The organism is Ruegeria sp. L11 (assembly GCF_056531755.1).
Genome location: NZ_JBQFMI010000001.1, coordinates 93,979 through 107,046, shown reverse-complemented (window position 1 = coordinate 107,046; position 13,068 = coordinate 93,979). Strand labels below are relative to the sequence as shown.

Sequence of the window (13,068 nt, the reverse complement as noted above, 5' to 3'; positions counted from 1 at the left end):
GGCCTGACGATTTCAAGGGGCGGGCACCATCGCCCGCCCTTTCCCTTTCGTGATCAAGGAACTGGCCCATGTTGGATGACACCTGCCGGTCAAACCGCCTGCCCGCAGCGCCGGGCGTTGGTTACAAGCCGCAACACTTCGCTCAGATACTTGAACACGCACAGCCCGTCGCATGGTTGGAAATCCATGCCGAGAATTATATGGGCGACGGCGGGCGGCCCTTGGCGCAGCTGCGCCACCTTTCCGAACATTTCCCAATCTCGGTCCATGGCGTTGGCCTGTCCATTGGCGGTGAAGGCGCGCTGGACCCCGATCATCTGGCCCGGCTGAAACACTTGGTCGGCTGGCTGAGCCCCGCAAGCTTTTCCGAACATTTGGCTTGGTCCACCCATGACAGCCATTTCTACAACGACCTGCTGCCCCTGCCCTATACAGACGAAACTCTAGCGCGGGTTTGTGAACATATCGATCAGGTCCAGCACACTGTCGGGCGGCAGATGCTGCTGGAAAATCCGTCCAGCTATCTGGCCTTCGAGGAAAGCACCTGGTCCGAACCTGATTTCCTGAGGGAGATTGCAAAGCGCACCGGATGCGGCCTGTTGCTTGACGTAAACAATGTCTTTGTCTCAGCCACCAATCTGGATTTCTCGCCGCAAGGCTATATTGACGCTTATCCGCTTGAAAAAGTGTCGGAAATTCACCTTGGCGGCCATGATGAGGATGAAGACGATCACGGTCATCCGCTGCTAATCGACAGTCACGGACGAGAAGTGGTCGACCCGGTGTGGACTCTGCTGGATTATGTGCTGGAGCGTTCGGGGCCAAAACCCGTTCTGATCGAATGGGACACTGATGTGCCTGATTGGCCCGTTCTGCGGGATGAGGCCATTCGCGCGCAAACCGCATTGGACCGGATACCGGTATGAGCGTTTCTCAATCTGAATTCCGCGCGGCCATGATGGATGCGTCAGCGCCCGTTCCCGGTGGATTGCTGGACGGCGGTGCGCGACCGGCCGGTCGCAGATTCAGCGTTTACCGCAACAACGTTGCGGTGTCGCTGACCGAAGCGATGCATCAGGCGTTTCCTGTGATTGCCAAATTGCTAGGGGCGCAGAACATGGATGGGTTGGCCGGGATTTTCCTGCGTCAGCACCCGCCCTCCTCTCCGCTGATGATGTTTTATGGCGAGGCGTTTCCTGATTTTCTGGCAGGAATGCCCCAACTTGCCCATCTTGGATACATGCCGGACGTGGCCCGGTTGGAGATTGCCTTGCGCAAGTCCTACCACGCCTCCGACAGCGAACCTGCACCGGCAGATGTCCTAGCGGTCGAGCCCGAACAGGTCATGCAGGCCCGATTGCAGTTTGCACCGGCCATGCAGGTGATCCGCTCGGATTGGCCCATTCACGCAATCTGGCGCTTCAACATGGAAACCAATGCTCCGAAACCGGATGCACGGGCCGAGGATGTGTTGATCACCCGCGCCGAATTCGATCCCACACCCAATCTGCTTCCGGCAGGTGGTGCAGATTGGATCGCCCATATGCTGAGCGGCGACACAATCGGTGAAGCATTTGAAAAAACAACTGCCGAACTGCCTGAATTTGATCTTGGAACCACTCTGGCACTGCTGTTGCAGGGCGGTGCAATAACCTCTGTGACTATCGAAAGGCTGGAGACATGACTGCTTTGATCTCAACCTACAATAACACCATGGGAAAACTGGACCTTGCGTCTGGCTGGTTGACCCCTACGCTGGCACGACTGGTCTTTGTTGCGGTTCTTCTGGTTTATTACTGGAACTCAGCCATGCTGAAGATCGACGGATCGATCTTTTCGCCTTCGGCAGGTGCATTTGGTCAGATATTCCCCAAAGCGGCGGAGGCTGTTCTGTATGACGTGTCCCAAATGACGTTCTTCCAACGCATCGTCATCTTCATGGGAACGGTTGCCGAATTTGTGCTCCCGGCACTTCTACTGGTTGGGCTGTTCTCGCGTTTGGCGGCTTTGGGCATGATCGGTTTCATCTGGGTGCAGACTCTTGTCGACGTCACCGGCCATGGCGTGAAACTGGGCAGCCTGTTCGACGCGGCGCCGTCCCTGATGGATCAGCGCACGATGTGGACCTTCCTGATGCTGGTGATCGTCATCAACGGCGCAGGGCCGATCTCGCTCGACCGGATCCTTCGCCTTAAGTAACTCAGAAATGTGCCTTGGGCTGGTCCGGTTTTCCCGCGGCCAGCCCAAGTATCCCGGCGATCCCGGCAAATGTGATCGGGAACATGGTGAAAACACCAAAACCAAAGGCGTAGTACATCGCAGCCGCTGACCCCAGCAACAAGACCCCGCCAATCAACGCGCGCGCTGGTGCCATGGCCCCGCCCGCGATTGCCAGCAAGGGCGCGATAATCGAAATGGCTTGCACCAGATCAGGATTGTCGACCTGGCTTAGAACTCCGTCAATCTCGCCGACATGGTCAACCACGACCACCTTTGCATAGCCGAAGAACCCGACGATCATTCCGATCAACCCGGCGATTACACCCAATAACATTGCGGCATTACGCATTGAAAACCCTCATTGTAGCTTTCACGCAGATAAGCACCCGTTCAGGAAATGCCAAGCTGAGCACGGGTTTCAGCTGTCCAACCCAACAACAGCCTGCCATCGACTTCGATCAATGGGCGTTTCATCAGGGTCGGGTGCTCTTTCAAAAGCTCCAAAGGGGGCTTGGCACGCTGGGTTTCGTCCAATCCGCGCCATGTCGTCGATCTGGTATTAAGCAAGTCATTGCCGAACTCGGCAAAGGCCCGTGACAGCACCGAACCCGGCACACCGTCGCTGCGTACATCAGAAAATTTGACGTCTGGCAGCGATTTCAATGCCTTGCGACAGGTGTCACAGTTTTTCAATCCATAAAGCTGCATGTCTTTGACGCTCCTGCCCATGCTTTGATTTTAAGCAATCTTGCCCGCTTCTTGCGGTTATTCTTGATTTTTTACTTCACCGTGCAATGTTGAAAAAGGCGAAACACACGAATTGGACTGTTCAGCCAGTGCCAAAACAACTTTTTCGTGGTGACGCTGACCACAGCCCCCACCAATTTGTGGGACAATGCGTAAGTAGAAGGAGACACGGGACATGCCAACCGGCACCGTGAAATGGTTCAATACCACTAAAGGCTATGGATTTATTGCCCCTGACGAAGGGGGCAAAGATGTGTTTGTACATATCTCGGCCGTAGAACGGTCCGGCCTCACCGGACTCGCAGACAACCAAAAAGTTTCGTACGAGTTGCAGGACGGACGCGACGGCCGCCAAATGGCAGCTGATTTGAAACCACTGTAACGACATCCCGCTAAACACGCGGTTGATCATTAAGGATGACGGCCAATTTCCGGCCGTTATCCATCCCCCACCGGTTTCGTTCCATTACCCTCGCGCGGGCTTGGCGTCGGCGTGGGTATTCCAGTTTTCGCCCATGGCAACGATGCAGGATGTGCCTGTCGCGTAGGTGACAACCATGGTCCAGTCCCCGTGCTGACTTGCCCAGACTTCCATAATCTGTTCCGGCCCGCGAACACCCGATGCCACGCGCCGCGCACCGAACTGCCTTTCCAGTTTCTGGTGCAACCGGAGCGTCGGTTCGCACAAAACCTCAGCTATGGGGGACTTGGCCTGCGCAGGCAAGGCGAGACCAAAAAACAGACATAACAGAGCAAAATGCAAAATGCGGGCCATGGAACAAGTGTAACAATTCCATGACGACACGTATAGACAAAAGCTATGCAGCTCGTCAGCTCTATTTGCGAATGATCGCCTCGAACTCACGCCATTCGCGCGCTGTCATCCCCGAGTTTTCTTGCGTGACCGCCTCTCCTGCCAGCATGCGTTGCAGGCTTTCGACCATCTGGGCAGACAGGTTCACCGCACCCAGCCGGTAATCCTCGAACGCCTTATACGCAAACGGCACCCAATCAGCGACGATCTTGCACATCGCCTCGGCATAAACGCGGATTTCATACTGAGCATGCGGATCGGCCCGCAGGCGCAGGAAGTGGAACAGATTATGCAGATCCACCTTCCAATACCATTGCGTATAGACGTTTGCGGGTAGGTTCATGCGGGCCAGTTCACGTGCTAGCCCCTGCTGCCCGTCCTGGCTGATCATGGACTCGTAATTGTCATAGCACCGCGTGCTGTCGGCCTTGAGGGTTTCCAATACGCGCGCGGCCTCTTCGCCTTCCAACGTTGCCCCACGGCCCTGATTGTTCACTTCGGACTGTGCCGCCACATGTTCAGGGGCTGGGATATAAAACTCCCGGTCCAGAATTGAATACCGTGCCGAGTATTCATTCACATTGGCGGTCCGGTGCCGGATCCACTGCCGCGCCACGAACACAGGCAATTTCACATGCAATTTGACTTCGCACATTTCGAATGGCGTCGAATGCCAGTGCCGCATCAGATACCGGATCAACCCTTCATCATTCTGAACAGATTTGGTGCCTGTGCCGTATGAAACGCGCGCAGCCTGACAGATGGCGGCATCATCCCCCATATAGTCGATCACGCGGACAAAGCCATGATCCAGAACCTGATGCGCCGTGTACAGGTGGTCTTCCATTCCCGCCGAGACAACTCGACGCGTGGGATGCGATTGCGCGCGTTGCGCGTCGATCTCGGCCTGTTGGTCAGGGGACAGCGGCATCGAATCTTCCTTTCTGGCAATGAGTCGCCTGCTACTATATATCGCCGATCCCGGCGCAGGAACCGCGATATATGCCGCAGCGGGCGCAAAAAACAAATTGCTGCCAAGGGCTCTATCGACACATCGAGGCGGAGCGCTAAGCTCTTGGCAATGTGAGTCGAAAAAGGATGGCCGAAATGGCGCTGAAATATCTTCACACCATGGTCCGCGTGAAGGATCTGGAAAAATCCATGGCATTTTACGAGCTTCTGGGTCTGAAAGAAACACGTCGGTATGACAGTGAAGCCGGGCGATTTTCTCTGATCTTCATGGCCCCTCCGGGACAGGAAGAGGCGCCGATCGAGTTGACGTACAACTGGGACGGCGATGACGCGTTGCCAGCCGACAGCCGTCACTTCGGCCATCTGGCCTACGGTGTCGACAATATCTACGAGGTTTGCCAACATCTTCAGAACAATGGCGTTACGATCAATCGCCCGCCAAGGGATGGTCGCATGGCTTTTGTTCGATCGCCCGACAACATCTCGGTTGAGCTTTTGCAGAATGGAGAAGCACTGGAACCAGCCGAACCCTGGGCCAGCATGGAGAGCAGTGGTCACTGGTGATCCGTTGGCTGATAGCGTTTGGGCTGGTCGTTCAGGCCAGCCCTGTCAAGGCCGAGCAATGCCGCTTGGCGCTGGCCTTGGCGATGGATATTTCCGTTTCAGTCGATGAGGCTGAAGATGTGTTGCAACGGCAGGGGTTAGCCGCCGCCTTGATTGCACCCGAAGTGCAAGAGGCCTTCTTTTCTTCACCGATGCCCGTTGCCCTGGCGGTATATGAGTGGAGTGGCCGCTCAACCCAAAATGTCGTCCTGAACTGGACAATGATCGATGACGTTGGTGATCTGCTGTTCGCATCCAGCCAGGTCAGCCAATCCGTCCGATCTGACGGCGGATCGGCAACAGCTATGGGCTATGCGTTGGCATACGGTGCAAGTCTTATGGAGCAAGCGCCGCAATGCTTGTTTCAAACCATTGACCTGTCCGGCGACGGCACGAACAACGATGGCTATGGGCCGCAGATCGCCTATCGGCACTTTCCCTTCCAAAACACTGTCGTGAATGGGCTTGTGATCAACGCGGCGGATTTCGAGGGAGAGCTGTTCTTGATCCCTTTCTTCGAAAATAACGTCCTGCACGGGCCCGGCGCCTTTTTGGAAATTGCCACCGGGTTTGAAGATTTCGAGCGCGCCATGCGAAAGAAACTGAAACGGGAACTGAGCGGTCTGCAAATCGGTGCATTACGGAATGAAGGCCCATGATACGTCAGGTGATCGTCTTTCTGGCTTGCCTGATATCAGGACCTGCCTTTGGCGAATGCCGGCAGGCCCTTGCGCTGGGGCTGGATGTGTCGGGTTCGGTGGACAGCCGGGAATACAGGCTGCAACTGGACGGGCTGGCGTCGGCCCTGAGCCGCCCCGAGGTCAGCCAGCTGATGTTGTCGGACGGCGCAACCTCCTTACGTCTGGCGATCTTCGAATGGAGCGAGCGGGGACATGAACGGATGCTGTTGGAGTGGACAGAAGTACGGTCCCCCGCCGACCTGATCGCAATCAGTGATCGTTTGGTCCGGACCTCGCGCAGCACAGCGCCGCAGGGAACGGCGCTAGGGTCGGCCATGTTATTTGGCTCTTCCCTGCTTGATCAGCAAAGGGGGTGCTGGCGCCGTACGCTGGATCTGTCCGGTGATGGCAAACATAACCTCGGACCGCATCCACGTGATGTGAAAGCCAGTTTGCGACATGACGGGATCACAATTAACGGGCTGGTGATCGGCGCCGACGATCCGAAAGAAGGTGATCGGAGATATGTTCAGGTCGGTGAACTTTCAGCTTACTATTCAGCCTGGGTCATTTTGGGGCCAAACGCGTTCGTAGAAGTGGCGCTGGGCTTTGAGGCGTATGAAGAGGCCATGACCCGCAAACTTCTTCGTGAGCTGGACAGTCTTGTCCTGTCTGACGCCCGCCACTGATCAATAGATATACCTTATCTGATCCGTCCAGTACCGTTCAACGCGACGCAGCGAACTGGTGATATCTTCGATGCCTTCAAGCCCAAGCACCCCCCTGCCTTGCAGGCCTTCGGCGTGACGTGCAAACAGCTTGGACACGATATTGCGGATTTCCCTGCCTTGCGGCGTCAGGCGCACGCGAACTGAACGGCGATCAATCTCGCATCTTTGGTGGTGCATATAGCCCATCTCAACCAGTTTCTTGAGGTTATAGCTGACATTGCTGCCCTGATAGTACCCACGGCTTTTCAGTTCGCCTGCCGTGACTTCGTGATCACCGATATTGAACAGCAACAACGCCTGAACCGCATTGATTTCCAATACGCCGACGCGCTCAAACTCGTCCTTGATGACATCCAGCAACAACCGGTGCAGTCGCTCCACCAGGGCCAGCGCCTCAAGATAGCTGGTTATGAAACCCTTAGTCTCTGGTGTGGAGACCTGCATTTCCATACTCATCCGACCCTCCGATTCAGTCGCGCTGTTTGACACACGATGAACCGAAAATCCGAAAAATCGGTTAAGCGGAACTTTGCCTTATTTCTGAAAGGTTTGCGCTATGTCTGCAATCAGGCTGGCAAATCGCGCCGGAGGCTGCACCTGCCCCGTGACCCATTGATAAAGGTCTTGATCGTTTTCATGCAACAGCGCGTCATAGACATCCAGACCGTCGGCATCCATGTCGGCCAGGTTGCGCCCCGCATAGGCGGACAGGATAATGTCCATCTCTTTGATGCCGCGTCGCATCGACCGCATTTGCATGCGCTTGATACGCACATCCCGGGGTTCGCTCAATTCTTCTGCTCCAGCATCTGACGCATTTTCTTTTCCAGACGCGCTGCACGTTCAGAACAGGCGCGCATTTCCGCTCGGATGGCGCGCAGTTCGGCCACGGCCGAGGACAGTTCCATCCCGCCTTCGCCTTCATCCACGGGCGCATCCATGCCGTCGCCCTCGCCGGTCAACAACCACATGATTGAGACATTGACCATGCCCGCCATCATTGACAGCCTGTTGGCCCGGGGTTCGGACAGATCGTTTTCCCAATCTGAAATTGTCGCCTTTTTGACCCCAAGACGCCGCGCCAGTTGCGCCTGCGTCATTCCCGCGGCTTCGCGTGCGCCTGCCAGACGGTCTCCGAATGTCGCAGAATCCGGACCGTACCAGTCGTTTTCATCATTCATTCGGGTCTCCATCTCACATTGTCTATACTGCTTGATCGTCACTCGGACGCACCCTATGACAGTCGGGCTGAACATACAAACCGAGGCCGAGCATGAGTTTTCTGTCTGCGACACTGTCACGCGTCAAACCTTCACCCACCATCGCAATGACAGCCAAGGCAGCCGAGCTGAAGGCCGCCGGACGTGATGTCATCGGCCTAAGCGCTGGTGAGCCGGATTTTGACACACCCCAGAACATCAAAGACGCCGCTGTTGCGGCCATCGCAGCAGGCAAAACCAAATACACCGCGCCGGACGGCATTCCCGAGCTGAAACAAGCGGCATGTGCCAAGATGAAACGTGACCACGGGCTGGACTATTCGCCGGCCCAGATCTCGGTCGGGACCGGTGGCAAGCAAACGCTGTACAATGCTCTGATGGCGACGATGAATGAAGGCGACGAGGTGATCATCCCTGCACCGTACTGGGTCAGCTACCCCGATATGGTGCTTTTGGCCGGGGGCACCCCTGTTGTGGTCGAAACAACGCTGGGAAACAGTTTCAAGCTGACCGCAGAACAACTGGAAGCCGCCATCACGCCCAAGACAAAGTGGTTCATCTTTAACTCGCCTTCGAACCCAACGGGCGCAGGGTACAGTCGGGATGAACTGAAGGCGCTGACCGATGTTCTGATGCGTCATCCGCATGTCTGGATCATGTCGGACGACATGTACGAACATCTGGCCTATGACGGGTTTGAGTTCTGCACCCCGGCCGAGGTTGAACCCGGCCTATTTGACCGAACCCTCACCTGCAACGGGGTTTCAAAAGCCTATGCCATGACCGGTTGGCGCATCGGTTATGCTGCCGGTCCGGTCGAAATCATCGCGGCCATGCGCAAGATCCAGTCGCAATCCACCTCGAACCCCTGCTCGGTCAGTCAGTGGGCTGCCGTCGAGGCCCTGAACGGAACTCAGGATTTTCTGGCCCCGAATAACGAGACATTCAGGCGCCGGCGCGATCTGGTGGTTCGGATGCTGAACGAGATTGATGGCGTCACCTGCCCCACACCCGAAGGGGCCTTTTATGTCTATCCGTCAATCGCCGGATTGATCGGGAAGACGACGCCCGCTGGGACCGTTCTGGTAGACGACGAAGCCTTTGCAACCGCACTTCTGGAAGAGGCCGACGTGGCCGTTGTATTTGGCGCCGCCTTTGGCCTGTCGCCGAATTTCCGCGTCAGCTATGCTACGTCCGACGCGGCACTGACCGAAGCTTGCAGCCGCATCCAGCGTTTTTGTGCTTCTCTGAGGTGACCATGTCCGCCGAACTGCCTGAGTATTACTTTCGCATACGTGAAAACGGTGCTGCGGTGTTTCGGATCGATACGGAAAACCGTCAGCGCCGGATCGAGATGGACCAGATTGCCGTCATCAATATCCGCAATGGCGAGGTCAAGCCGCACGGGCAGCGGACGTTGTCAGACCGGGATCAGGCCGAGATTGCCCAATGGATGGAAGAGCGCCGGGCCCTGCTGGCTCAGCGCGACATTGACGATATCCATCGCGCGGTCGACTATCTGAATCTGACCACGCAATGGGCACAGTCCAAGGCAAGCGACACGCAGCTGGAGGATGTGACAGACAGGTTATTGATGGCCATGCACGACCTGCGTACGGTACTAGTGCGAAAAAAGGCAGATCGGCTGGACAAAGACTAGGCGGGCTCGGCCGATGCCTGTATCTGCTGTACCGAATACATCCAGAATCGGGTCATGAGAAGCACGGCTGCGAAGGCGAGACCAAGCACCAGGCCCAGCCAGACGCCGATGCCGTCCATATGACGGACAAAGCCGAAATAATACGACGCGGGAATCCCTACGACCCAATAGCTGAGCGCCGCCATGACCATTGGGATCTTGGCATCCTGCAACCCGCGCAGCAGGCCCAGCGCAATCACCTGCGCGCCGTCGACCAGCTGAAACAACGCCGCCATGGCAAGCAACCCGGTTCCGATAGTCAGGATTTGGCCCCGCTGCGGGTCATCTGTTTCCATGAACAGGGAAATCAAAGGCTCGGCGCAGGTCAGGAACAGAATGATGGTTGCCACCGACATGACCAGCGACATACCAGTCACGGAAATTGCGCCCTTTTCCAGATGCGCCCTGTCCCGACGACCCAGCGCATTGCCAGCCCGGATGGTCGCCGCATTTGATAACCCCAGGTGAACCATGAAAGTGGCTGACGCCAGATTCAGGGCGATCCCATGCGCAGCCAGCGGGACCTGACCCAGCCAGCCCATCATCACCGCAGAAGTCGCGAACAGTGAAACTTCGGCCAATGTGGTCAAGCCGATGGGTACTCCCAACTTCCATACGCTGGCAAACATTTCCCAATCCGGTCGCCAGAACCGTTGGAATAGGCTATGCTCTGGCAACGTCCGGATCACATAGATAACAACCGCGATCAGCGAAACAACTTGTGTCGTGATCGAGGCGATTGCCGCCCCTGTCACGCCCAGTTCGGGGACACCCCAGTTGCCGAAGATCAGCGCATAATTGGTCAGCCCGTTCACAGCCGCCGCCGCAATTGTGATCCACAAAACAATCTGCGTTCGCTCTAATGCCGCCAGATAGCTTTTCAACACCATCACAATGAGGGCCGGAAACAATCCCCAACCGGCAACTCGCAGATATTCGGCTGCGGTTTCAGCAATTTGCGGTTCCTGCTTCATGGCGATCAGGATCGGATAGGACCACCACAGCAAGGGCATGACAACCACGGCATACAGCAACGACAACCATAGCCCCATCCGGGTCGAGCGGCGAATGCTGGTTTCATCCCCTTCCGCCGCCGCTGTGGCAACCATGGGCATGACGGCCCATCCAAATCCCGCACCAAACAAAAACAACACGAAATAATAACTGTTGGCCAAGGTAACGGCCGCCAACGCCTCGACCCCGTACCAACCCAGCATGATGGTGTCGGTCAAGCCGATTGCGTACTGCGCCAGATGACCGCCAACCAGTGGCAGGCCGAGAACGGCAATAGCCCGAAAATGGGCCGGATATGTCATCACCTTTGTCATCGCTCCAGCCATATGCGCGCCATTGGCGCGGGACAAGAGCGGATCGGCAATATTTCATATTGAGACTTTTATGCCCGACCGTTTCCTGAGGCCGGGCATCTTTGCAATCAGCGGGCGTCGGGGTGCAGAGCCGTACCCAGAATATGCTCGGACCGGTGGATAACGTGATGCGCCTGCCCTACGATCAGCGGGTCAGGCTCGCCCACGATATCGTGATCCTTGCCAGGGTAATCCAGCGAGGACAGGAAGTGACGCATACAGTTCAGGCGCGCGCGTTTCTTGTCATTTGACTTGATGATCGTCCAGGGTGCGTCAGCCGTGTCCGTGTAAAAGAACATGGCTTCTTTCGCCTCGGTATAATCATCCCACTTGCTGAGGCTCGCCTTGTCGATGGGCGACAGTTTCCATTGCTTCAGGGGGTCGGTTTCGCGGCTTTTGAAACGGCGTTGCTGCTCTTGCTGTGTAACCGAGAACCAGTATTTGTATAGCTGAATGCCCGAGCGCACCAGCATCCGTTCCAACTCGGGCGTTTGCCGCATGAACTCAAGATATTCGTTGGGCGTGCAGAACCCCATGACCCGCTCCACACCAGCGCGGTTGTACCAGGACCGGTCATAGAACACCATCTCGCCCACGGTCGGCATCTCCTGAATGTAGCGCTGGTAGTACCACTGGCCTTTCTCTTCCCAGGTGGGTTTGTTCAATGCAACAACACGGGCCTGACGCGGGTTCAGGTGCTCCATGAACCGCTTGATCGTACCCCCTTTGCCTGCCGCATCGCGCCCTTCGAACAACAAGACAAACCGCTGCCCCGTTTCCTGCGCCCACAGCTGAACCTTCAAAAGCTCGGCCTGCAGATTGGCTTTTTGCGTCTCATACACCGACCGGGCCATTTTGCGGCCATAGGGGTATTTCCCACTTTCAAACGCCTGCCGGATTTTCTCGGGGCTGGGCGCTGAAGGGTCGGTGTCTTTGGTGAGCGTGGTCTTGATCTGGGTGGGTTCTGCGTTGGTCGTGGCAATGGCGTCCATACATCCTGTCCTTTTCTACTGTCCTGAAGGGTGGCTAGCAGAAAGCTCGGAAATGCGCTTTGATTGGTGTCAAATAGATGCCTCAAAAACCCATGATTTCCAGCGCGGATCCCTTGTTCCAATGCAGACGTCTTTTTTCAAGCTGAACGGCCATTCTTTCCACGTCAGGACATGGGGCGACAAAGCCGCGCCACCATTATTGATGCTGCATGGTTTCCCCGAATACAGCGGTGCCTGGGCCGATCTTGCGCCTCATCTGGCAGAACGCTTTTATTGTATTGCTCCGGACCAGCGCGGTTATGGCCAAAGCTGGTGTCCCGAAGGGGTGCAGAACTATACCCTGTCGCAACTGGTCACAGACATGGCCGCACTGATTGAAACCTGCGGCGCGCCAGTTGCGCTGCTGGGTCACGACTGGGGCGCATCGGTGGCTTATGGCGTTGCCATGTTCCGCCCGGAACTCGTTGATCGGTTAATCATTGCAAACGGCGTACATCCGGTGCCGTTTCAACGCGCCATGGCCTCAGGTGGCGCACAATCCACAGCCTCGCAATATATCAATCTGCTGCGAGCACCCGATGCCGCACAAAAACTGTCCGAAAACAACTTTGCGATGCTGGAACAGTTCTTTCGCCATGGTATGGGGCTGGACTGGTTGACCGAAGCTCGCATGGCCGACTACCGCACTGAATGGGCCCGACCCGGTCGGCTGCAGGCGATGCTGAACTGGTACAGAGCCTCTCCGTTGGTTGTCGCCAAACCCGGTGTCCCCGCGACAGACCTGCCTGACCTGCCGCTCGACCGGTTGCATGTCAGGTGTCCGCACTTGTTGATTTGGGGGCCGGATGACAAAGCCCTTTTACCAGAAGCCACTGAGGGGCTGGAGGCGTTTGCCACCCACCTCACCCGTGTCACGATCCCTGGGACCGATCATTGGTTGCATCATCAAAACCCGCGGGCCGTGGCGCAGGCCATTCTGGAATGGACTGGCCTGACGTAATCAGGCCGCGCCCGCGCGCAACG

General features: G+C 56.6%; 19 protein-coding genes. 10 read left to right on the top strand and 9 right to left on the bottom strand.

Translation table 11 applies throughout. The features are described 5' to 3' along the window. Positions 1 to 68: 68 nt before the first annotated feature. Genes bufB through ACR0CE_RS00520 form a run of 3 tightly spaced genes read left to right on the top strand, consistent with a single transcriptional unit; the run spans position 69 to position 2,199 of the window. Positions 69 to 926, top strand: a complete 858-nt coding sequence (gene bufB, locus ACR0CE_RS00530) for an MNIO family bufferin maturase (RefSeq protein WP_480830410.1) — start codon at positions 69 to 71, stop codon at positions 924 to 926. Next, a complete protein-coding gene (locus tag ACR0CE_RS00525; protein WP_480830408.1) occupies positions 923 to 1,684 on the top strand; it encodes an HvfC/BufC family peptide modification chaperone in 762 nt (253 codons plus the stop codon). The genes bufB and ACR0CE_RS00525 overlap by 4 nt, the downstream gene beginning before the upstream one ends. Continuing rightward, a complete protein-coding gene (locus tag ACR0CE_RS00520; RefSeq protein WP_267365394.1) occupies positions 1,681 to 2,199 on the top strand; it encodes a DoxX family protein in 519 nt (172 codons plus the stop codon). Before ACR0CE_RS00525 ends, ACR0CE_RS00520 begins: the two co-directional genes overlap by 4 nt. A gap of 1 nt (position 2,200) precedes the next feature. On the opposite strand, the gene ACR0CE_RS00515 is transcribed toward ACR0CE_RS00520, so the two are convergent. Both ACR0CE_RS00515 and ACR0CE_RS00510 read right to left on the bottom strand, forming a co-directional pair. After that, positions 2,201 to 2,569: a hypothetical protein gene (locus ACR0CE_RS00515; RefSeq protein ID WP_480484201.1), complete on the bottom strand. Its 369-nt coding sequence runs from the start codon at positions 2,567 to 2,569 to the stop codon at positions 2,201 to 2,203. Between the two features lie 41 nt (positions 2,570 to 2,610). Beyond that, a complete protein-coding gene (locus tag ACR0CE_RS00510; protein ID WP_480484202.1) occupies positions 2,611 to 2,928 on the bottom strand; it encodes an ArsC/Spx/MgsR family protein in 318 nt (105 codons plus the stop codon). A gap of 214 nt (positions 2,929 to 3,142) precedes the next feature. Between ACR0CE_RS00510 and ACR0CE_RS00505 the strand changes: the two genes are divergently transcribed. After that, positions 3,143 to 3,349 carry a cold-shock protein gene (locus ACR0CE_RS00505; RefSeq protein ID WP_008758035.1) on the top strand — a complete coding sequence of 69 codons (207 nt, stop codon included), beginning with the start codon at positions 3,143 to 3,145 and terminating at the stop codon, positions 3,347 to 3,349. Between the two features lie 84 nt (positions 3,350 to 3,433). On the opposite strand, the gene ACR0CE_RS00500 is transcribed toward ACR0CE_RS00505, so the two are convergent. Both ACR0CE_RS00500 and thyX read right to left on the bottom strand, forming a co-directional pair. After that, complete coding sequence (locus ACR0CE_RS00500; RefSeq protein WP_480484203.1) at positions 3,434 to 3,742, bottom strand: hypothetical protein; 309 nt, start codon at positions 3,740 to 3,742, stop codon at positions 3,434 to 3,436. A gap of 61 nt (positions 3,743 to 3,803) precedes the next feature. Next, positions 3,804 to 4,712, bottom strand: a complete 909-nt coding sequence (gene thyX, locus ACR0CE_RS00495) for an FAD-dependent thymidylate synthase (protein ID WP_480484204.1) — start codon at positions 4,710 to 4,712, stop codon at positions 3,804 to 3,806. Between the two features lie 176 nt (positions 4,713 to 4,888). On the opposite strand from thyX, the gene ACR0CE_RS00490 reads away from it, so the two are divergent. The 3 genes from ACR0CE_RS00490 to ACR0CE_RS00480 are packed head-to-tail and all read left to right on the top strand — an operon-like array spanning position 4,889 to position 6,725. Beyond that, entirely contained in the window at positions 4,889 to 5,317 is a 429-nt protein-coding gene (locus ACR0CE_RS00490; protein ID WP_267365400.1) for a VOC family protein, read from the top strand. Continuing rightward, complete coding sequence (locus ACR0CE_RS00485; RefSeq protein ID WP_480484205.1) at positions 5,314 to 6,015, top strand: DUF1194 domain-containing protein; 702 nt, start codon at positions 5,314 to 5,316, stop codon at positions 6,013 to 6,015. Before ACR0CE_RS00490 ends, ACR0CE_RS00485 begins: the two co-directional genes overlap by 4 nt. Then, positions 6,012 to 6,725 (top strand): DUF1194 domain-containing protein, encoded by a 714-nt coding sequence (locus ACR0CE_RS00480; RefSeq protein ID WP_480484206.1) that lies wholly within the window; start codon positions 6,012 to 6,014, stop codon positions 6,723 to 6,725. The genes ACR0CE_RS00485 and ACR0CE_RS00480 overlap by 4 nt, the downstream gene beginning before the upstream one ends. Here the strand turns inward: ACR0CE_RS00480 and ACR0CE_RS00475 are convergent, their stop codons facing one another. From ACR0CE_RS00475 to ACR0CE_RS00465, 3 genes are all read right to left on the bottom strand, one after another. Then, on the bottom strand, positions 6,726 to 7,223 hold the full coding sequence (locus tag ACR0CE_RS00475; RefSeq protein WP_480484207.1) for a MarR family winged helix-turn-helix transcriptional regulator: 498 nt from the start codon (positions 7,221 to 7,223) through the stop codon (positions 6,726 to 6,728). 78 nt (positions 7,224 to 7,301) lie between these two features. Next, a complete protein-coding gene (locus ACR0CE_RS00470; RefSeq protein ID WP_480565240.1) occupies positions 7,302 to 7,526 on the bottom strand; it encodes a succinate dehydrogenase assembly factor 2 in 225 nt (74 codons plus the stop codon). A gap of 29 nt (positions 7,527 to 7,555) precedes the next feature. Beyond that, positions 7,556 to 7,948: a helix-turn-helix domain-containing protein gene (locus ACR0CE_RS00465; RefSeq protein WP_267366820.1), complete on the bottom strand. Its 393-nt coding sequence runs from the start codon at positions 7,946 to 7,948 to the stop codon at positions 7,556 to 7,558. 92 nt (positions 7,949 to 8,040) lie between these two features. Between ACR0CE_RS00465 and ACR0CE_RS00460 the strand changes: the two genes are divergently transcribed. Both ACR0CE_RS00460 and ACR0CE_RS00455 read left to right on the top strand, forming a co-directional pair. Next, positions 8,041 to 9,243, top strand: a complete 1,203-nt coding sequence (locus ACR0CE_RS00460; protein ID WP_480830405.1) for a pyridoxal phosphate-dependent aminotransferase — start codon at positions 8,041 to 8,043, stop codon at positions 9,241 to 9,243. 2 nt (positions 9,244 to 9,245) lie between these two features. Beyond that, entirely contained in the window at positions 9,246 to 9,647 is a 402-nt protein-coding gene (locus tag ACR0CE_RS00455; protein WP_480473472.1) for a hypothetical protein, read from the top strand. Here ACR0CE_RS00455 and ACR0CE_RS00450 read toward each other — a convergent pair. Together ACR0CE_RS00450 and ppk2 are read right to left on the bottom strand one after the other, a co-directional pair. Beyond that, the gene (locus tag ACR0CE_RS00450) at positions 9,644 to 11,014 is read right to left on the bottom strand and encodes an MATE family efflux transporter (RefSeq protein ID WP_480830403.1); all 1,371 of its coding nucleotides are present in this window, start codon (positions 11,012 to 11,014) and stop codon (positions 9,644 to 9,646) included. The two genes, ACR0CE_RS00455 and ACR0CE_RS00450, sit on opposite strands and share 4 nt — an antisense overlap. Positions 11,015 to 11,121: 107 nt before the next feature. Continuing rightward, positions 11,122 to 12,045 (bottom strand): polyphosphate kinase 2, encoded by a 924-nt coding sequence (gene ppk2 / locus ACR0CE_RS00445; protein WP_480546520.1) that lies wholly within the window; start codon positions 12,043 to 12,045, stop codon positions 11,122 to 11,124. A 121-nt stretch (positions 12,046 to 12,166) separates the two neighbouring features. Between ppk2 and ACR0CE_RS00440 the strand changes: the two genes are divergently transcribed. Continuing rightward, entirely contained in the window at positions 12,167 to 13,045 is an 879-nt protein-coding gene (locus ACR0CE_RS00440) for an alpha/beta fold hydrolase (RefSeq protein ID WP_480484210.1), read from the top strand. The last annotated feature ends 23 nt before the right edge of the window (positions 13,046 to 13,068 follow it).